Source organism: Saccharomonospora glauca K62, from assembly GCF_000243395.2.
GTDB lineage: Bacteria > Actinomycetota > Actinomycetes > Mycobacteriales > Pseudonocardiaceae > Saccharomonospora > Saccharomonospora glauca.
This window is the reverse complement of record NZ_CM001484.1, coordinates 548,944-569,565: the sequence shown is the minus strand read 5'-3', so window position 1 is coordinate 569,565 and position 20,622 is coordinate 548,944. Positions and strand designations below refer to the sequence as shown.

11 protein-coding genes are annotated in these 20,622 nt (G+C 69.5%); 2 read left to right on the top strand and 9 right to left on the bottom strand.

The features are described from left to right. The first annotated feature begins 467 nt into the window (after window positions 1-467). The gene (locus tag SACGLDRAFT_RS02780) at window positions 468-1,670 is read left to right on the top strand and encodes a D-alanyl-D-alanine carboxypeptidase (RefSeq protein WP_005461587.1); all 1,203 of its coding nucleotides are present in this window, start codon (window positions 468-470) and stop codon (window positions 1,668-1,670) included. A gap of 2 nt (window positions 1,671-1,672) precedes the next feature. On the opposite strand, the gene SACGLDRAFT_RS02775 is transcribed toward SACGLDRAFT_RS02780, so the two are convergent. The 4 genes from SACGLDRAFT_RS02775 to SACGLDRAFT_RS02760 all read right to left on the bottom strand — a co-directional run bounded on the left by SACGLDRAFT_RS02775 (window position 1,673) and on the right by SACGLDRAFT_RS02760 (window position 6,015). Next, window positions 1,673-2,881, bottom strand: a complete 1,209-nt coding sequence (locus SACGLDRAFT_RS02775; protein WP_005461583.1) for an MFS transporter — start codon at window positions 2,879-2,881, stop codon at window positions 1,673-1,675. Window positions 2,882-2,917: 36 nt separating this feature from the next. After that, window positions 2,918-3,928, bottom strand: a complete 1,011-nt coding sequence (gene yhjD / locus SACGLDRAFT_RS02770; RefSeq protein WP_005461581.1) for an inner membrane protein YhjD — start codon at window positions 3,926-3,928, stop codon at window positions 2,918-2,920. Window positions 3,929-4,067: 139 nt separating this feature from the next. Further along, a complete protein-coding gene (locus SACGLDRAFT_RS02765; protein WP_005461580.1) occupies window positions 4,068-5,513 on the bottom strand; it encodes an alpha-amylase in 1,446 nt (481 codons plus the stop codon). A 172-nt stretch (window positions 5,514-5,685) separates the two neighbouring features. Continuing rightward, window positions 5,686-6,015 (bottom strand): hypothetical protein, encoded by a 330-nt coding sequence (locus tag SACGLDRAFT_RS02760; protein ID WP_005461579.1) that lies wholly within the window; start codon window positions 6,013-6,015, stop codon window positions 5,686-5,688. 255 nt (window positions 6,016-6,270) lie between these two features. Between SACGLDRAFT_RS02760 and SACGLDRAFT_RS02755 the strand changes: the two genes are divergently transcribed. Continuing rightward, window positions 6,271-6,777: a hypothetical protein gene (locus SACGLDRAFT_RS02755; protein ID WP_005461578.1), complete on the top strand. Its 507-nt coding sequence runs from the start codon at window positions 6,271-6,273 to the stop codon at window positions 6,775-6,777. Window positions 6,778-6,789: 12 nt separating this feature from the next. On the opposite strand, the gene SACGLDRAFT_RS02750 is transcribed toward SACGLDRAFT_RS02755, so the two are convergent. Genes SACGLDRAFT_RS02750 through pglX form a run of 5 tightly spaced genes read right to left on the bottom strand, consistent with a single transcriptional unit; the run spans window position 6,790 to window position 20,536 of the window. Further along, the gene (locus SACGLDRAFT_RS02750; RefSeq protein WP_005461577.1) at window positions 6,790-8,901 is read right to left on the bottom strand and encodes a DEAD/DEAH box helicase; all 2,112 of its coding nucleotides are present in this window, start codon (window positions 8,899-8,901) and stop codon (window positions 6,790-6,792) included. Beyond that, complete coding sequence (gene brxD, locus SACGLDRAFT_RS02745; RefSeq protein ID WP_005461576.1) at window positions 8,898-10,223, bottom strand: BREX system ATP-binding protein BrxD; 1,326 nt, start codon at window positions 10,221-10,223, stop codon at window positions 8,898-8,900. The genes SACGLDRAFT_RS02750 and brxD overlap by 4 nt, the downstream gene beginning before the upstream one ends. Window positions 10,224-10,245: 22 nt before the next feature. After that, window positions 10,246-13,008: a BREX-2 system phosphatase PglZ gene (gene pglZ / locus SACGLDRAFT_RS02740; protein WP_005461573.1), complete on the bottom strand. Its 2,763-nt coding sequence runs from the start codon at window positions 13,006-13,008 to the stop codon at window positions 10,246-10,248. Then, a complete protein-coding gene (locus SACGLDRAFT_RS02735; RefSeq protein ID WP_005461571.1) occupies window positions 13,005-16,892 on the bottom strand; it encodes a hypothetical protein in 3,888 nt (1,295 codons plus the stop codon). Before SACGLDRAFT_RS02735 ends, pglZ begins: the two co-directional genes overlap by 4 nt. Further along, window positions 16,889-20,536 carry a BREX-2 system adenine-specific DNA-methyltransferase PglX gene (gene pglX, locus SACGLDRAFT_RS02730; protein ID WP_005461569.1) on the bottom strand — a complete coding sequence of 1,216 codons (3,648 nt, stop codon included), beginning with the start codon at window positions 20,534-20,536 and terminating at the stop codon, window positions 16,889-16,891. Before pglX ends, SACGLDRAFT_RS02735 begins: the two co-directional genes overlap by 4 nt. Window positions 20,537-20,622: the final 86 nt, after the last annotated feature.

Here is a 20,622-nt window from a genome sequence, read left to right as displayed (position 1 = left end):
GATCACAACATTGGTCAACACCCAATTTTCCGAAAGTTTTCGAAGCTTCAAGGATGATCACCCTCGGTTCACCAGGAAAAACCAGTGAGTACGGAACCGTGAGACATCTGATGAATTCGACACACGAAGAAAGTTTCGAAACTTTCGGATAGTTGGGACATCACTGTTCGTGCACGGAATTCCCGCTGGTGCCCGCGGCCGCGTCGGCGTTCACGCCGCTCGACGGTGCTTCCGAGGACGAAGGTGACCAGGGCCGAAGCGACGCACGAACCATCGGCGTTTCGGATGTCGGCGCTAGCCCGAAGGCCACGAACGGTCGTCATCCGGACGGCGTAGGACCAGGCCTCCGAACGCCGCCGGAAACGGCGCCGCTGGGCAAGACATCCGCATGTCGGCGGTCCCCCTCACCACAACGCCGCTAGCCTGCACGAGTGCTCAGCACCACTCGGATTCGGACAACTCTCGCCGTGTTGGTCACGGCCGTTTTGACGAGCCTCGTCGCCCTCGTCGCGACCCCGCCGAGCGAGGCGCGGGAGCAGCCGCCGTCCGCGGACTGTCCCAACCGCACCCTGCCGCCCTCCCCCGTCGACACCTCCGAGAAGCCGCCTCCCGGCGAGTCCTCCCCCACTCCGCTGCCCGTGCCCGAGACCCCGGCGGGAGGCCCGCGCATGGCGGAGTGCGGCCTCGTCCTGCCTCCCGGCAGCCCCGAACCCCCGGAGAACATCACCGCCGCCGCGTGGCTCGTCCAGGACCTCGACACCGGCGACGTGCTCGCCGCCAAGGACCCGCACGCACGCCACCGGCCCGCCTCCCTCATCAAGACCCTGCTCGCGATCGTGGCGCTGGAGGAACTGCGCCCCGACAGCGTCGTGGTGGCTACGAAGGAGGACGCCAACCAGGAATGCACCTGCGTGGGCATCGTGGAAGGCGGCAAGTACCGGGTCGACGAACTCGTGAACGCGTTGCTCATGCGTTCGGGCAACGACGTCGCCCACGTGCTGGCCACCGCGCTCGGCGGGGTCGACGTGGCGGTGGAGAAGATGAACCAGCTCGCCGAGTGGCTCGGTGCCGCCGACACCCGCGCCGCGACGCCGTCGGGGCTCGACGGCCCCGGCATGATGACGTCGGCCTACGACATGAGCCTGGTGTTCCGCCACGCCATGCAGCAGCCCGAGTACGCCAAGGCCGTGGGCACCAGGGAGATCCGGTTCCCCGGCGGACCGGGCGAACCCGACTTCCCCGTCTACAACGACAACCCGCTGTGGAACACCTACGAGGGCTTCATCGGCGGCAAGACCGGGTTCACCGACGACGCCCGCCACACCTACGCGGGAGCCGCCGAACGCGACGGCAAGCGGCTCGCCGTGGTGCTGCTGCGGGCCGAGCAGAAACCCGTCCGTGTGGCCGAGCAGGCCGCCGCGCTGCTCGACTACGGGTTCGCCCTCGCCGCGTCCGGCAGCAAAGCGGTGGGCACCGTCGCCAGCTCCCCACTCGACTCGCCCGAGGACGAACCCGCAGAAGAGGACCTCGCCTCCGCCGGCGTGGCAAACGCGGGACGGGACGACTCGTTCGGCACCATGGGCTGGATCGTGACGTTGCTCGTGACGCTGGTCGTGCTCGCCGGGCTGCTGGTGGCCCACCGCAAGGGTCTGCTACGCCGCCCGGACTGACGTCACTTCTCGGCGGGCAGCGTCTCCCGCGCGCCGAACCACAGCAGCAAGGCCACGACCGCGACCGCACCGGTGAGCCCGAACGCCGCCGCGTACGACCACCGCTCGGCCACGGCCCCCGCCACGAGCGGGCCCACAACGGCGCCCACGTCGGCGGCCATCTGGAAGCCCGCCAGCACCGAGCCGCCACGGGCCTTGGAGCCGAGCACGTCGGCGACGGCGGCGTTCTGCGCCGGGTTCAACGCCCCGGCCCCCAGACCGGCCACCGAGACGGCCACCAGGAACAGCCACGGGTCGCTCACGAACCCGATGCCCACCACACCGACCGCGAGCAACGCCAGCCCAGCCAACGCGGGCGGCTTGCGCCCCCGCTTGTCGGTGAGCTTGCCCACGAACAACAACGCGAGCGCGTTCACCGCGGCGAACACGGCGAGCGCGATGCCGGTGAACGCCTCGTCCCTCGCCAGCACGGCGGTCACGAACAGCGGGAGCAGCGACATGCGAACGCCGAACACGACCCAGCCGTTGGCCAGGTTCGACGCGAGCGCCGCCCGGTACGACGGGTGGCGGATCGCCCGGCGGAACGTCAGCTCGGGGGCGTCCTCCTCCCGCGGCCGGGCCACCAGCTCGGAGTGCCGGAGTTGCCACCACACCAGCAACGTCGTGAGCACCAACGCAATGCCGTAGACGAGGAACGGCATCCGCAGCGACACCGTCACCAGGGCACTGCCCACGACCGGCCCGGCGATGCCGCCCAGCAGGAAGCTCGATCCCCACAGGCTCGATGCCCTGCCCCGCGCTTCCGGCGGCGAGATGCGGATCAGCAACCCGATCGCCGACACCGTGAACATCGTGGAGCCCACCCCGCTGGCGGAGCGGAACAGCAGCAGTTGCCAGTAGTCCGTGGCCGCCGCGCACGCCAGCGTGCCCACCGCCACGATCGACACGCCCCACAGGTAGATCGGGCGCTCGCCGAAGCGGGTCACCAACCGGCCGCTCATCGGCGCGAACAGCAGGCGCACGAACGCGAAGGCACTCACCACCACCGACGCCGCCGTGACCCCCACGTCGAAACTGGTGGCATAGCTGGGCAATGCGGGACCGACGATCCCGTAACCGATGGCGATGAGAAAACTCGCCCCGACGAGAACCCAGATCTCCCGAGGTAACGCCGCACCACGCGGCTTGGTCGTCGTCGCGCTCACACTCACCCCTTCGTCCGAGGGCGAGCATATGTCAGGCGAGCATCAAGGTCGCCGCTTGGAAAACCAGCCGAGCAGCGCCCCGATGCCGAACGCGCCCGCCACCATCCGAGGTCCGCCGCGACGCACCTCGACGGTCGGCCGGATCACGGTGGGCGCGGGCGGTTCCACCTCCCGGACGGCGTTCTCCTTCGCCGTCGCCATCCAGGCGGTGACGAACAACAGGAAACGAGCCACCAGGTTGGCGAACACCAGCAGACCGATGATGGGGCCGAACAGCGCCCCGCTGGGCGAGCTGGTGACGCTGGTGAGGTAGATGCCCCCCACCTGCTTGAGCACTTCGAAACCCACCGCGGCGATCACCGCGCCCCGCACGGCACTGCGCGCCGCCACCCGCTCCCTCGGCAGTTGCGACAGCACCCACAGGAAGACGAGCACGTTGGCGGCCAACGACAACACGATCGTGGCCAACCGCAACAGGAACTGGGCCCAGCCCTCGTCCTCCAGCCCCACGAAGCCGAGCAGGAACCTGCCCACCCCGCCGCCGACGGCGGTGAGTCCGAACGACACGACGATCGCCGCGCCCAGCCCCACCAGCGCGAGCAGGTCCTTGATCCGGGTGGACAGGAACGGCAGCTTTCGCTTCCGCTGTCCCCACTGGGCGGTGAGGGCGTCCCGCAGGTTCGTCATCCAGCCCAACCCGGAGTAGAGGGCCAAAAGCAAGCCGAGGATCCCGGCACCGGCCCGCGATTCGAGCGCGGCCCCGACGATGGAGGCGAAGAGGTCACCGAGCCCGGGGGGAGCGGAACTCACGATGCCCTCGCGAAGCTCCCGCATCGCGGTCTCGTTGCCCGCGAGGACGAACCCCGCGACGGCGAAGCCCACCATCAGCAGCGGCACCAACGACAGCACGGAGAAGTACGTGATCGCGGCGGCGTAGTGGTTGCCGTAGCGCTCGGTGAACGCGTCGTTGGCTCTGACGACGTGGTCGAGCCACGGGTACTTCCTCCGCAACCTGAACAGCAGCTTGTCCTCGTCCGCCTTGGCCTCACCCACGCACAGAAGCTAACCGACCCCCGGTGTGTCCGCAGTCTGTGCACGCGTGTCCGCAGTCTGTGCACGCGTGTCCGCGTCGCAGGATGCGAACACGCGTACGGGAACTGCGGACACGGTGTCGAGGGTCTGTCGAGTGTGACTAGTCGATTCGGGCCCCGAGGTGGAGTGCCACGCCGTCGTGGGCACCGACGTCGGCACTGAACCAGCCGTCGGCGTTCACTGTGTAGCTGGGCCCGGTGCACTCGCCGTCGACCACGTCGCCGTGCAACACGTCGCAGTACGTACCCTCGGGAAGCGCCGTCTGGAAGGAACGCCCGGTCGCCGCCGACGACTCGTCGTTGATGACCACGTAGCCCTTGGAACCCCGGCCGAAGGCGATGAGGTCGTTGCCGTTGTCCCACCACTGCACCACCGGTTCGCCGCGCACCTTGTTGTGGAAGGCGACCATGTTGCGGATGGGCTGCCAGTCGTGCTCGCACTGCCACGCCGACGAACCGCAGTCGGCGTCGACCGTGTTCCCGGCCGCGTCGCTCGGCGGACCGGCGTCGTAGTCGTCGAAGGTGTAGCTGCTCATCACCTTCGGCGTCCCCACGGGCCAGGCCAGCATGAAGACGTTGGCCAACGCGTAACGCGCGCCGTCGCGGTAGCTCATGGTCTCGCCGCCGCGCTGGCTGTCGTGGTTGTCGACGAAGACGATCACCTGTTCCGACGGCACGGCGGTACCGAAGTCGCGCAGGTACGCCAGCTTCTCGGAGTTGAAGATCTTCGCCAGGTCGCGGGCGTAGCGCTGGTCGTAGACATCGCCGTTGTCCAGGTACTCCTCCGGCGTGATGGGCTCACCGTCGCCGTAGAGCACCTCCTGGTAGACGTAGGCGGGGCGGTCGAGCCTGCTCACCAGCGCGGCGACGTCCTCGGCGGGCATGTGCTTGGCCGCGTCGATGCGGAATCCGTCCACACCGAGCGCAAGCAGGTCGTTGAGGTAGGCGCCGATCCGGTCGCGGACGTGGTCGGAACCGGTGTCAAGGTCGGCGAGGTTGACCAGCTCGCAGTTCTGCACCTCGTAGCGGTCGCGGTAGTTCACGATGTCGTCGTTGCCGTTGCGACCGCAGTGGTGGAAGTCGTCGTAGTCGTATCCCGCCGCGGGGTAGGAGTAGTGGCAGTACTCCGAGCCCGCACTGCCGATGCCGCACTCCTCCTGCCCGGTCATGTGGTTGACCACCGCGTCGACGTAGACCGCGATGCCGGCGTCGTGGCAGGTCCGCACCATGTCGGCGAACTCGGCTCGCGTGCCGCGCCGGGTGGAGTCGATGCCGTAGGAGACGGGCTGGTAGTCCTGCCACCAGGGATAACCCGCCTCAGCGAGCACGATGTGCTCCGAGGGCGGGGACACCTGGACGGCGCCGTAGCCCGCGGGGCCGAGCTGGTCACGGCAGGCGGTGGCGACACTGTTCCAGTTCCACTGGAACAACGTCGCGATGACGTCACGGTCGCCGGGTGGGGCGGCGTCAGCAGAGGGCGTGACCGTCAGGGGCGCGGCGACCAGCCCCGCCACCAGTGCGATCACACCGAACACACGTTGGAACATCGTCGAACCTCCGCGCTCGTGTGATGTGCCGGAACCACCGGTGGCTCGGACATGAGAGCGGAACCGCGTCGACAATGTCAAGAAACTTGCAGAAACTTGCGAAATTCGCGGGCCGACAAGGCCGCTACCTGCGCTGACGCGTCAGGATCTTGCAAAGATCACCGGCACCGCGTCAGTCCGCGGCGGCGCCGGTGGAGACGGCGGAAGCCTCGCGGCGCGCCTCGACCGACGTGGCGGCCGACTTCGACTCCGCGGCCGCCGCGAGCCGGCTCTTCCGTCGCTGACGCAACGCACCGGCCGCCATACCCAACACGCCGAGCACCACGGCGACGAGACCCACCGGGCCGAGCAGCCCGAACGTCATCGCGTTCGGCTCCGCCTGCACCGCCGCGGCCGTACCCTGGCCCGCGAACAGCGTGATGACCGCCAGACCGACGACGGCAGCCGAGTCACGAAGCGCGCGCACGGACGGGCGAAACGACGTCCTGTCTGGGTTGCGCACCGGGGTGCCTCCCACCATGGTCCATTCGACTGATCAGCGCAGGCGCTCACCATGCAGTGTGAACGTCGCCAGATGGACGCTACCGAGCGTGTCAAGCCCGAAGCCCACAGGCGCGGGTGAGACTAGCGTCCCGCCAACACGGCCTCGGCACGGGGGTCGATCACGGAGAGACAACAACCTCGCATCGTCCGGAGGGCACGGGATAACGACAGCGGCGGCGAATCGGACACCTCCCGGGAAGGGAGATCATCAACAATGAAACGTCTGTCCCGATCGGCTGCCGTCGCGGCCGGTCTCGCCCTGCTCGCCGCGTGCTCCTCCGACGACGGACCGGCCACGCTGACCGAAGGCGTGTACCACTCCATGAAGTTCGGCGAGCCCGCCGCCCTCGGCCCTGTGGACGGCTCCGAGGGGCAGGAGGGGGTGGTGTTCACCGTGGCGGAGCCGGGGCAGCCTCCCGCCTGCAACTACGGGGACGCCAGCCTCCGCATCCGCGTGGACGTCACGACCGGCAGCGACCCGTACTACGTCAACCAACTCGAAGGCCTCTTCCTCGGTGACAGCTTCGCGGTCGAGCGCGACAGCGGATACGTCTCGCCTGCCCAGACCAACACCTCCTGCGGCTCGGGTCTGCTCGGCACCGAGTTCGAGACCAACGAGAAGTACACCCTCGACATCGACCTCGACGCGACGTTCGACTCCGGCGCGCTCGTCCTCACCTCGCCGCGCGTCCCGGACTCCGGCTGGAAGTGGGAGTTCTGAGCACCCGGCCGCTCAGCCGAGGACGGTGAACCGCACGGGCTCGGCGAGCACCTGTGCCGCCGCGTCGAAGTCGGCCAGGCGCGCGGCCAGGGTCGCCGTGGCCAGCCGGGGCGGAAGCGCGGCGCTGAACTTCAGCCCGGCGAGGGCCCGCTCGTCGACCTCCGGGAGACACAACCGGTCCGGGACACCCGCGGTGGCCGCCCGCCACATCCGGGGGGTGAGATCGTCACGCAGCCGGATCGACAGGTCGTCGAACCGCCCGTCGACCACCGCTCCCAGGGAGGCCGCGAGCGTGGCGTTGGCCTTGCGCCCCGCCCAGGTCCACCAGCGCACATCCGCCTCCGCGCCTCCGGTCCGGGTCACCACCAGCCCGTCGAGGGCGACGGTCGGGCCCCATTCCTCCCGCAGTGCCGCCAGTGTCCGCGTCGCGCGTTGTGTCAGCTTCACCCGTGGGGTGGCGCCTAGCAGCACATCGCGGGCCGCGCGCGCGAGAGCGTGGCCTCGGCCCTCCGTGCCGGGTGAGTGCCAGCGCGCCTTGCCACGCAGGTCGGTCTCCTCCACGAAGCACCGTCGACGCTTCCAGTCGATCCATGTCACTTTCCAACTCCGGCCGCCGAGTAGCAGTACGCGGGGGCCTTCCACCCGTTCTGTCAGCAGCGCCGGATCGGTCTGTCCGATCTCCTGGCGTCCGGCCAGCACGGTGAACTGCGGTGGTGCGGTGAACACGGCCGTCATGTCCATGAAGTTCCGGCGTCCGAACCGGCGTTCGGCTTCCGGACCGATGAACAGCAGCTCGCCGTCCCGGTCGAGATAGCCTTGCTCGATCAGGTGCCGCACCATGGGTTCCGCACCGCTGTGAAACGGCGCGAGCCCGTTCCACGCCCCAGTCCACAACCGGCTGCCCACGGTGTGCTCCTGCAGGCACAGTGCCAGCACCTGCTGGGCGACGATGTGTCGCGGTTCCGGCGGGGCTTCGACGGGTTCCACGTAGCCACGGCCCCACAGTTCCAGCAGCGCCGCCGCCCACAACAGCGCCCGCTGGGAGAGTGCGAGGAACAGGCAGTTGCGCACGCTGCCCGGACGCCGCCCGGTGCGGCCGAGCCGTTGCAGGAACGACGCCACGGTGGTGGGCGCGTCGAGCTGGATGACCCGGTCGAGATCGCCGACGTCGATGCCGAGCTCCAACGTGGACGTGGAGACGATGACGCAGTCACGGGCCTCGGCGAAGGCCGCCTCGGCACGGCGTCGCTCGTCGACCGACAGCGAGGCGTGGGACAGGAACGTGGTGACACCACGCATGCGCAGTGCCGCACCGAGCTGTTCGACAAGGCGGCGCGAGTCGCAGAACACGAGCCGTTTCTCGCCTCGGTGCAATGTGGAGATCACGGTGGCGGCGTTGTCGACGGACCCGACGTAGTCCAGTTCGATGTCCCCGTCCTGTGCCCTGTTCGGGGTCGCCGCGACCCCGGGGGCGACAACGGTCGCAGGGCGGGAGCCCTTTCCTGCCCCCTGCAGCCAGGCCAGCAGGTGTTCCGGGTTGCCGACCGTGGCCGACAGGCCGATGCGCTGGATGGGCCGCTGCGCGAGCACGGTGAGCCGTTCGAGCACGGCCAGCAGATGCCAGCCCCGGTCGTCGCTCGCGAACGCGTGCACCTCGTCCACGACGATCACCCGCAGGTCGCCGAACAGTCGCTTGTGGTCGACGTTCGCGCTGACCAGCATGGCTTCCACCGATTCCGGCGTGGTCAGCAGCACGTCCGGCGGGTCGGCCAGGATGCGTCGCCGCGCGGCGGCCGTGACGTCGCCGTGCCACAGTTCGACCCGGCGGCCCAGCCAGGCGGCGTAGTCGCGCAGCCGGGGCAGCAGGTTGTTCAGCAGTGCCTTGAGCGGACACACGTACAGCACCGACAGCCCGGTCCAGCCGTGTCGCTCCATCGCGGAGAGCACGGGGAAGCAGGCGGCCTCGGTCTTTCCGCCCGCCGTGGGGGCGAGCAGCAGCGCGTCGTGCCCGTCCATGACGGGGTCGACCGCCTGCCGTTGGAGGGGCCGCAGCGACCGCCAGCCCAGGGTGTTGACCACGTGGTGCACCACCGCCGGATGCAGGCGGTCCAGCGCCTCGCTCACGGCAGTTCCAGGTCGACGTCGTCGGCACTCGCCACGGCGTTGCGTTCGACGTCGGTGAGTTCGGTTTCGGTGACCGTGAGCGCGTAGTCGCGGCGCGGGTCGAAGTCGGCGAACTCGTCCACGCGGTCGAGCACGTCGGCGACGAGTTTGCGCAGGAACAGCCGGGGTGCCACGCCGACCTTGCCGCCGAGTTCGCCGGTGAGCGCCCGCGCGAGCGTGGCGAGGTAGGCGTCATCCACCACCTCCCGTACGCGCTCGGGGTTGCGGGCCGTGCCCGCGTACAGGTCGCGTACGGTGCGGCCGAGTTCACCGAGCCGGTCGAGGTCGAAGCCGGGCAGCCGGAGCTGCACCGCCCGTGGTGAGTCGAAGCGCGGGTCGGTGGAGAAGTCGGTGGCGAGACGTTGGGCCAGCGGTGGGAGCCGCTGCACGCCCTGCTGCCCGTCGAAGAACGCGGGTGTGCCGGTGAGTACGAGGAACAGTCCGGGGAAGCGGCCCGCGTCGATCTCGTCGACGAGCTGACGTAGCGCGTTGAGGCCCTTCTCGCGTACGTCTCCACGGACCCGTTGCAGCGTTTCCGTCTCGTCGAGGACGAGCAGCAGTCCGGGGTGTCCGCAGTCACGCAGCACGGTGAGCAGTCCCTGCAGGAACCCGAGCGCGCCGAAGTGGTCGAGATCCCCGCGCACGCCCGCCGCGCGCCGGGCGGAGGCCGCCACGGACTTCTGCCCGCCCAGCCAGGCGATGAGGGCTTCGGCGGTGGCGGTGTCACCGTCGGCGAGTGCCTGCCGGTAGCCGCGCAGCGCGGCGGCGAACGCGGGTGTCGTGCGCGCCACGTCGGCGAGCCGTTGTTCGGCGAGGGTGTCGACCGCGGCGGCGAACGCCGTCGAGTCGTCCTCGGCGACCTCCCCTGCGTCCAGTACGTGTTCTTCGAGGGTGTAGAGCCAGGAGTCGACGACGGCGCGCAGGGCGCTGGGCTGGTGGGTGGCGGTGGCCAGCCGTTCGGTGAGCCGTCGGTAGACCGTCTCCAGCCGGTGCAGCGGTGTCTCGGTCTCGGAGATCTGGATCTCGGAGGTGGCCAGTCCCCGGCGTTTGGCCCGCTCGGCGAGCCAGCGCGCGAAGAAGGTCTTGCCCGACCCGTACTCGCCGCGCACGGCGTGGAAGGCCGCACCGCCCCGGGCGACGGTGGCGAGGTCGTCGTCCATGGCGGTGGCGAAGCGGTCGAGACCCACCGCGAGCAGGTCCAGGCCGCTCTGCGGCACGGTGCCCCGACGTAACGCGTTGATCACGTCCCGCCTCCGGGCCTCGCTGACCGCGCTGGTCACCACATCACCTCCGTTGCTCTACGGCTCAGTCCCGGGTGAGTCCGAACTGGAGACACAGGGTGTCGGTGTCCAGGCTCAGCCACTGCCCACCGTCCACGGACAGTACGGGGTAGCCGTCGACGTTGAGCAGTCGTTGCAGGATCGTGGCGAAGAACTCGGGCCCTCGGCTCTTGCGGCCCGCGAGTTCGGCCACGGTGTTCAGCGGTAGCCGGTTGCCCGCCTCGACGAGCGCGTCGACGATCGCCGCGACGACCCTGCGGTCGGGTGCCTTGGGCACGAACGCGCGCTGCCCCGCGTACACCTCCGAGTCCACGACCCGCTGCCCCAGCGATGGCTGTTCGGCGCGGTCGCCGTCGGCGTCCCGTGCCTTCTGGTCGTCCACACCGAACAGCGGTAGCGCGTCGGGCTGCTCCTTCCTCGCGCGGCGGGCGGGCGGTGCCGCTGTTGCCGAGGGTTCGGCCGGTTTCGGCTGTGCCTGCGGGGGCGACGGCTGTTCGGCGCGTCGCTGCCACCACGTCGGCGCCACGCGGTCGGCGGGCAGCAGCTCCCAGCCGTCGGGCAGGGTGTTCAGGGCGGGCAGCAGCACCAGCACCGGCACGGCCAGCTCCGCGAGGGCCACACCACCGTGGTAACCGGCCTTGCGGTTGGTGTAGCGGATGTCCTCCCGCCACGGGACGACCACGCTGCCACCTCCGAGGAGCACGCGGGGCCCGCTCAGTGCGAGCTCGCCCTCCCCCGGCTCGCCGACGCGCCAGCGGGCCGACTCGACGTCGTCGACGGGCACCTTCGTGCCGTCGGGCCGGTCGAGCACGTGGCCGTGGTCGGAGACGAGCACGACGGGTCGGCCGTAGTTGCGGGCGGCATCCAGCAGTTCCGGCAGGTAGGTGATGTCGCCGGGTTGCCAGCCGGTGCGGTCGCCTTCCCTACCGTGGTCGAGGGCGGCGTCGATGGTGTTCAGCACCACGCCGACCACGTTCGACTCGTCGGAGAGCGCCGTCAGCAGTTGGTCGGACAGCCGGTGTCCGGCGTCGCCCGCGATGTCGGCCTTGTGGAACAGCAGCCCGGAACCGCCGGGGCGCTTCCAGAACGCGGCGAACCCGTCCTTCTCGACGGTCTGGTCGCCCGCGGTGAGAGTGCCGGTGAGCAGGCTGGGGCGGCTGGCCCGGGTGACCGAGGGGACGGCCGACACCGCGGCGATGCGCCTGGCCTTCGGGGAGGCCTCCAGCCACGTGCGTTGGGTGAGTTGCTCGGCGAGGTCGGCGGCGACGGCTCCGCTCATGCCGTCGAGCACCACGATCACCGGTGCCTTCTGGCGTGCCAGCGGCACCACCACCTCGTGGAGCACCCGCTCGATGAGCAGGCACCCGCCGGGGTCGTCGATGCTCGCGTGCCTGGTCCAGCTCGGCAGGTGGGTGGCGAACGCCTCGTCGAGGGCGGCGCGGCGTTCGCGCACCGCCCGGAACACCGCCTGATACGCCCGGCCCAGCACCGGATCACCGGCGGGGTCTCCCGCCCACAGCGTGGTCAGCGCGCGGTCCACCCACGCCCACTCGGTGCTGTATCGCCGGATCGCGTCGGCCACCGAGGTGGGTTCGGGCACGGGGTGCTCAAGCCAGCGGGCCAGCCGCACGGCCATGTCCACCGCCCGCATCCGCTCGCCCGCCAGCCTGGCGAGGTGGTGGGTGCGCAGCGCCCCGAGGGCGTCCTCGGCCGCGTCCAGCTTCCCCGTCCCGTCGAGGGCGGCGGTGAGCGCGGTGGCGAAGTCGTGCAGCCGCGCGGTGAACGCCGAGGGCAGGAACCGGTTGCCCGCCAGCTCGGCGGTCAGCCCCGCCGTGGCGGCCAGCTCCTCCGCCCTGCGGGTCACGGCGAGCACCTTCTCCCGCGCGCCTGCGCTGTTCCTGCCGCCGGACTCGGCTTCGCTGACCCAGCGTTCCAGCGCCCCCTCCACCGCCTCGGTGAACGCTCCGAGCTGCTCCGGCCGCACCCCGCCCAGCAGTCCGCCGAAGGCCAGGGCCGCCGCTGGGGAGGCGTTCTCCCCGACGGCGGCGGTGCCGACGATGCCGAGCGGCATGGCGTCGGCCGCCCGTCCTTCGGCGGCCAGGCGCAGCAGCAGCCCGGCGGCGTCGCCGACGGTGTGGGTGAGCCAGTCGGTCAGCCCGTCGCGTTCGGCTGCGGGCAACGCGGCGAACCGGGTGGTGCCCGCGACATCGAGGGAGAAGTCGAGCAGCGTGCCGATGTCCACGGCGTCCTCGCCGAGCGCGGCGCGTCCGAGCCGCACGCCGATCAGGGCGTGAATGGCCCGGTCGCGGGTGAGCACCGAGCCGGTGCGGGGCCAGCCTTCGACCGGTTCGGCGTCCAGCAGGGCGTCGACGAGCCAGTGCTCCCGGCGGATGCGCGGGTCGACGTCCCGTGCGCCGAACCGCTGGGCGATGATCTGCGCCCGGTCCACCGACAGCACCCGCCGCTGCACGGCGTAGGCGAGCAGGTCCCAGCCGAACTGGTGGTCCTCGACGCCGGTGGTCACGACCAGCAGTGTGTCGGCTGTGTCGGTCTCGGAGCCGTGCTCACGCTGGTGGTCCTGCCAGGCCTCCAGCACCCCCAGCAGGGAGTGCCGGTCGGCGACGTGGACGCGGCAGCGGCATTCCTTCGTCCGGATGCCGAACTCCCGATCGCCGCCGTCGGCGTAGCGGCCGTGGACGAGCAGGAGCCGCCGCCCGTTCGCCTCGGGCAGCCAGTGTTCGACCAGCGCCTCCAGCATCCGCCGGTCGACCTCGGGCGGTGCGCTCATCCCGCGCTGTCCTCTCCGCCGACCGTCCGCCACACGACCTCGATCTCCGCCCCGGGGTGTTCGCGGGCGTAGTCGCGGATCTCGGCGCGCACTCCGTCGAGCAGCGCGGCGAGTTCACCCTCCGCGGCCCCGGCCCGCACCCGTCGCGGTGCCCGGCGCGGTGCGGGTTCCCGCCTGCTGACGGCGGGTTGTCCGTTGTCGGTGAGACTCACCGTGTCGGCACCGGCCTGCCCGTCCGGCGGGCTCGGCCGCTCTCCGGTCTTCTCGGGGACCGGTTCCGGCGTCTTCTCCGGGGAGGGGCCGGGGTTGACCACGGCGGCGAGCCGGGCGGCTTCGCTGACCAGCGCCACGGCCTTCGAGCCGAGTTCGGTGAGCACGGGCGCGAGCGGGCGGGTGAACTCGTCGGCCTCGGCGGTGTGGGCGAGTTCGTCGAGCAGCGCGTCGGCGCGGTTGCCGATGAGGTCGCCCCGGCCCGCGAAGCCGCGCACCGACGACACCAGCGACCACTCGACGTCGCGCAGCGCGTCGGCCAGCTTGGGCGCGGCCGTCATGGTGGTGGCGAGCACGGTGTCGACGGTGTCGTAGCTCGCCCGCGCGAGCCGGTTGACGAGGTCGGTGTCGTCCGCGGCGGCGGACAGCGCGGCGAGCAGGTCGGCGGCGTCGCGGGTGGCCACGACCCGGCGCGCGTCGGGCCTGCCCGCGAGGCCGAGCGCGTCGGCGTGCCGGTCCAGCATCCGCCGCACGCCGTTGACGGGCGTTTCGAGTTCGGCGACCTTGGCGCGCACGCCCTCGGCGAGCCGGTTGATGTTGCGGGCGAACCGCGTGTCGGGCACGACGACGCCGAACAGCGCGGCGGCCCGTTCGCGGGCGGTGGCGAACTCGGCGGCCTCGGGCAGTCGCTGGGCGCGCAGCGCGTGGCCGGGCCCGATCTTGTCCAACTCGGGCGGTTGCCGCAGCACGGAGCCGTGCAGGGTCCAGGTGCGGTCGGCCAGCAGCGCGTAGGTGGCGATGATCAGGTTCACCACGAGCTTGTCGAGCCCGGTGTAGCCGGCCTCGGTGATCCACGAGCGGATGTCCTCCACGCGCAGGTCGCCGGTCACGCCGCGCTGGGTGGCGGCCTGCTCGATGCGGCGCCGCCATTCGGTGGAGACGTTGAGCGGCCCGTCGCTGACCTCGCCGAGTTCCAGGGGATGCACGATGCGGCGCACGAGGGCGAGGTGGTTGCGGTCGACCACCACGCGGCGGCTGCCGTCCTCCATGGCCTTGGTGATCCAGTCGTAGACGGTGCGCAGTTCCCCTGGGGTGACGGCCTTGCGGTTGCCGTTGGGGTCGAAGTTCGGGTGTTTCGGATACAGCGTGTCGAACAGGCTGTCGGCGAGGGCCAGCGCGTTGTACTGGAAGCCGGCGCCTCCGGCGAGCCGGGGCTGGTGGCCGGGGTGCAGCGACATCACGTGCCCGTCCTCGCCGACGGGTGCGCCGATGGTGGTGTCGTCGCCGCCCGCGATGCCGTAGAGCTGGCGCAGCGAGGCGGTGAGCTGGCTTTCCAGGGTGTCGCGCTGGGCTTCGAGCTGGTGGCGGATCTTGACGCGTTCGTCGGCGGAGCGGTTGCCCGCGTAGTCGTCGAGCCGGTCGCGCTCCAGCAGATAGTTGATCTTCAGTAGGCGGCCGAGCTGGGCGGACTTCTGCGCGGAGAAGAAGTGCGGCAGCCATACGACGGTGGCGGCGGTGACGTCGTTCCTGCGCATCCGGTGGATGCGTTCGGCGTCGTGGCGGGGCGTGTAGTCGCCGGTGTCGTCGAACGGGTAGTCGAGCACGAACCGGATGCGGCCGGGTGTGCTGGGCAGGAACTGGGCGTCGGGCAGCTCGTGTTCGTCGCGCACGTTGGCGAACACGAACTCGGCGGTGCGCCGGGTGCCCTTCCAGACGATCTCCTTCTCGCACACGAAGTCGTCGGTGTACTTGATGCCGAGTTCGCTCCAGAGCTGCTGCCGCAGCCAGAGGCGGCGGGCTCCGACGGTGTCGCGTTCGCCGACGGCGTCGAGATACGGCTCGACGTCCAAGTCGGACAGTTGCAGCCGGAACACGGGGTCCTCGTCGCCTTCGTGGCGCAGTTCGCCGAACTCGGCCTGTAGCTCGCGCAGCCGGGTGACGGCCAGCGATCCGGCTGAGACGGTGCGGGCGCGCAGCGACCCGTGGTTGAGCGCGGCGAGCCTGCCGCCGGTGAGCCGGGTCAGCGCGGGCACCTGCGGGGCGAGCGCGGCGAGGATCAGGGTTTTGACGAGCCGGTCGGTGGCGCGGAACTGCTGGGTGTGTTCGCCGTGGCGGTCGACGAGCCAGGCGCGGGCCTTGGCGTAGAAGCGCTGGGCGGCTTCGGCTTCGCGCCGCAGCCGGTCGGTGAAGGCTTCACCCGCGCCGTCGGCGAGCACGTCCCACAGGTCACCGAGGGGGATGAGTTCGCCGACCTTCATGTCGTCGCGGCGGCGGCGCAGCATCTCCTGCAACAGCTTGAGCCCGGTGCGTTCGCGTTGCAGCGCGCCGGACAGCGCGACGAGCACGTTGAGTAGGGCGGGCGAGAGCGGGTAGACGTCGCGGAAGTCCTGCCAGTCGGCGCCGGTGGCTCCGGCCGAGTCGAGCAGCACGTCGCGGTCGGCCTGTTTGGCCGATTCGATGCCGGCGAACGCGGCGTCGAGGATCTCCCGGCCGCCGGGCCGGGGTTTGAGGACGCGCTCTTTGATGATGGCGGGCAGGTTGCGGTCTTCCAGCGACACGGTGTCGAACCGCCCTGCGAGGTATTCGACCTGCCGTTCGAGTTCCTTGACTTCGGCGCCGGTGACGTCCTCGCCGACGAGTTTGGACAGATCACGCTGGCGGGAGATGAACGACACGATGGGCAGCACGCGGCTCGCGTCGCCGGATTCGATGAGTTTGACGAGTTTGCTGACCTGGTTGTTGACGAACTGGCGGTCGCTCATGTGGGCCTGCAACCACAGGATCAGCTCGTCGAGGAAGAGGATCAGCCCGTCGTAGCCGAGGTCGCGGGCGTGGCGGGTGATGATCGCCAGCCCGTTCTCCAGCGGCAGGAACGCTTCCGCGTCGCCGCTGGCTCCGCGAACGTAGGAGGACATGGGCCCGGACAGCAGGGCTTGCACGAGCCGGTCGCGCACGGGGTCACCGGCGGGCGCGGTGAACGCGCGGTCGAGCTGCTCGCCGGTCCACCCGGTGTCCCCGGTGTCCGCGCCTTCCTCTGCCGTGCCGAGGTCGAGATCGAGGTCGAGGTCGTCGTCGTCCTCGTCGTCGACGCCGGAACCAGCGGGAACCGGGGTGGTGGCGCCGATGCTGAGCCAGTCGACGAACGCGGCGTCGCCTTTGGCTTCGCGGTAGCGGCGGGCGTCGTCGAGCATCGCGTCCGCCCGGTACACGGGCGGGGTGGGCTGGTCGGGGTGCAGGGCGCGGACGGTGTTGACGTAGCCGCCGAGGATGGCGGAGTCGAGGTCGGTGGCGCCAACGAGGTGGTAGGGCACCATGAGGAACTTCTTGCCGCGCAGCCAGTCGTCGTGGTCGGCGATGACGGGTTGCAGGCCGGGTTTGGCCCGTGCCGCGGGGTGGTTGTTGAGCACGGCGTGCAGCACGGTGAGGAAGTGGCTTTTACCGGAGCCGAACGAGCCGTGCAGGTAGGCGGCGTGCGAGGTGCCGTCGCGCACGGCGGCGCGCACGATGGACAGGGCTTTGTCGAAGGCTTGCCGGAGTTGGTCGGTGACGACGTATTCGGCGACGCGGGCTTCGACTTGGGTGAAGCCTCCGGTGAGTTCGACTTTGAAGTCCCCGGCGTGGACGGATTCGGGGATGTCGAGGACGTCGCGCAGGTACACCTCGTTCGTGCTCACTGCTGGGTTTCCTTCGCTGTGCCGCGGCGGCCCCGACGGGTGGGGGCGGGTCGCCAGTTTTTGAGGTCGTCTTCGGTGAGCTGGTGTTTGGTGCGTTGTTCGTCGAGGAAGGCTTGGTATTCGTCGGCGGGCACGCCTTCCCATTCCTCGTCGTATTCGCCGTGCCACTGCCGCACCCAGGGCATCACTTCGGCCAGGCCGGCGAGGAGCGGGGTGAGCCGTTCGGTTTCCCACCCGGCGTCGGCGGTGCGGTCGTTGATGAGGTTGACCAGGGCTTGGGCTTGGTCTTTGTGGTCCCAGCCGGCCCAGCCGAGCAGCAGGCTGGGGTCGGCGTCGGGTGAGGCGTCGGGGTAGGAGATGAACCTCTCCTTGGGGACGTCGAGTTTGCCGCGGTGGGTCCAGTAGCTGGTTTTGCGGAAGTCGGCGGACGTGTATTTCGGAGGCACGGGGATGTCGAGCCGCTGGCCCGTGCGGTCTTCTTCCCGCTGCTTCTCCCACACCTGCTCCCACTGGGCGCGTTTGCGCAGGCCTGAGTCCTTGTAGCGCAGGGCGGCGAGGTAGGGGACGTGTTGGTCGGTGAGGATGGTTTCCAGCACCTTCGCCAGTGGCAGGTCGGGTTTGCCGAGGTGGTCGTTGGCATAGAGGGCGGCGACGGCGTGCATGTCGGCGTCATCGCGGAAGGCGTCGGCAAGCTGGTGGACGGTGAGGGTGCGGGGTTGTTCGAAGCCGTCACGCAGCCCGAACCACAGGTCTCGCCGCTCACACCGGTCGAGCAGCCACGTGCGCAACGCGTCGGCTTCTTTGCGCTCCCAGGTTTCGGATTCCCATGGACGCTTGCAGTTGGGCTGCTCGATCAGCGCGATGTCACGCCGCTTCTCGATGACATCAATGCGTGCCTGGACGAGCTGCCGGTACCACTCGGGCCAGTGCTCGGGAACCTCGGTTTGAGGTTGTCCACCAAAGTCTGTGAACCACCTCGTCTCTTCCAAACCTGCTCTCATCCTACGGGTGAGCACGATCTCGAAGGCCCGCTCGCCGAGCCGAATTTCCGGCACGGTGTCGAGGTCGGGCGCGGTGAGCTGGGCGCGTTCGGTGTCGTCGAGCAGGCCGTAGGAGTGGTAGACGGTCCAGTCGAGCTCTTCCTGCAGCGCGATCATCCGTCCCCGGATGCGGGCGTGCTCAGCGCGGGCAGCGTCAAGCCGCTCGCGAGTCGGCGTGGCCGCCTCGGCGATGGCCGACGGCTCCTGCGCGGCGAGGTCCTGGGCCAGCGAGTCCAATGCCCGGCCCAGCTCCAACGGCAGAACGGCGGGAAGAGGGAATTCCTGAAGCTTGGTGCCGGTGAACTCGTAGAAGTCTCGCCACTTCTCACCTTTCGAGTAGCCCCCTCCAGGACCACCCTTGTTGTGGCACACCTGCTTGAGCCAGAAGCAGGCCGTGGATGAGTTGAGCACCCCAAGCAACTCCAGATGCTCGTCCTCACCAGCCCCCTCCGGCAACTTAATCACCGGCGCAGACTTATTGTGCACTTTCCCGCCCCGGTCTAAAGTAAAGTGATTATGGGTTGCAACGAATGCAAACGCAATCAGTAGCCGACTTTTAAGACGCTCCCTCATGAAGAACGCGTAATCAGACCAATGATAGCCTCGCTCTTCCTTTGTCTCCCCGAAGTAGATAGTTCGCCTTAGCACAGACCGCATAGACCATAAGTAAACAGTCTCAATATAGGAACGCTCATCAACATTGAGATCGATTGGGTACACAACCTTCGCTGTCGCACCACATGCCCAGTCGCGAACCTGGTCTCCTTCAACATAGACGCGTCGCTGAACATCTTGATTTTCTCGCCACCGCGGCAAGGGGCTTGCAAGCACATAGGCGTCATCGACCCCCGTTATTGCAGCAAATCCACTCGATTCAAAACATTTTCCCAGAAGCATCGAGCCGCCGGATTGAATGCGATCCTGAAGATCTCCGGCGCCACCGCCACTTAGGCTCCACGGATGCCCAGCAAACGCAGTCCGATCGACGTCCTCAGCAGTGATCCACTCGGACTCGCTCCCGGGCCGAGTGATCTGCTCCACGATCGCCGACCACACCAGGCCTTTGGCCGGGTCTTCGGGCTGGCTCGGCTCGCCACGAATCCCGAGGACCGCTCGTACCGGGTCGTCCTGCCGGTACTCGTGATTGCGCCCCACCAGGATCACGGTGGGCGTGCCGTGGCCGGGAATGTACGCGCCCGACGTGTCGATGACGTGCGTGAGCTGCACCGTTCGGAAGAAGTCCTCGATCAGCTTCTTCCCGAACTCGCGTTTCATGAACGAGTTCGCGGTGATCTGCCCGACGTATCCCGCGTCGCGGTCGGAACCACTGCGGCGGATCGCGAGCTGGAACAGCCGCTGCGCGAACGGCACCGAGAGCGCGTACTTACCCGAACACGCGTCATAGCGGTCGCGGTAGTTCTGGTTCTCCTGTTTGTCCTTCACCGTGATGTACGGCGGGTTACCCACCACCACGTGGTACGAGCCCTTACCAAGCAGGTCGCAGGAGCGCACGTACTCGTTGACGTCCTCGGTGGTGTAGGTGTGCGGCTCGTCCAGCGCGAACAGCTCGCCCTGGATGCCGGGCGCGCCCCGGCCGTGCATGAGGGAGTCGCCGACCGCGATGTTGATCGGAAACCGCGGCGCCTGGTCGAGCCGGATCGCGTTCGCCTCGCGCAGCACCGCCACCAGCATCCGGAACCGGGCGATGGACGCGGCGAACGGGTTCTTGTCACAGCCGTGCACCGAGCCGAGCGTGCGCTGGATCAGCTCCCACTGGTCCGTGCCCGGCTCCGCCTCCCGCCACTTCGCCAGCACCCGCCGGAACAGCCCCAGCAGGAAGTGCCCCGACCCGCACGCCGGGTCGATCGTGCGCAGACCTTTGAGTCCGAATTCCTCGACGGCCGGTTCGAGCGTGAGGTCGAGGATGAACTCCTCCACGAACTCCGGCGTCTGCAGCAGCGCATACGTCTTGCGCGCGTGCTCCGACAGATCCTGGTACAGATCGCCGAGGAAGCGCGTGTCCCATTCGGGGTCGGTGAAGTCGTAGCGGATCTCACCGTCGTCGCCGCGCCGCCGCCAGAACTGCAACAGCGCCGTCGCCGCCTCGAACGACGGCGTGATCTCCCACAGCGGGTTGAACCGCGCGTCGAACAGTCCCGCCGCCGTCGGGTGCGCCTCCGCCAGGTGATTGAAGGCCGCGACGATCCAGTCGCGGTCGTTGTCCTGCGGGTGCTCGCGGAAGTACGCCTCGTGCCGCTCCTCCGCGTCCGCCAGCCGCTCCCCCGGCCCCGCGAGGAACGGCCACTGGATCAGCCCGTTGTCCTCACAGAACCGCACGAACACCGTGCCCAGCACCCACGCCGCAGCCACCTGCGTCACCCGCTGGTCGAGCCACGACTCCCACGTCGCCGCCGTGCGTTCCCGCTTGCGCGCCTCGTCGTACTCGGCGCGCAGCGGGGTGTGGAACTCCGACACCTCCTGGGCCCGCGCCCGCAAATCGTCTTCGAGCACGGTGACCTGCCTGCGCAGGTCCTTCACCAGCTCACCCAGGTCAGCACCACGCACTGCCACAGTCTGCCGCTCCCCTTTACTCGCCCCGACCATCCGGCACCCCGGCGATGCTAGTAGCGAGGTGCGTGGACAGGACAATTCGGCGACCACATCGCAACGCAGCCGCTACTCAACCCTGC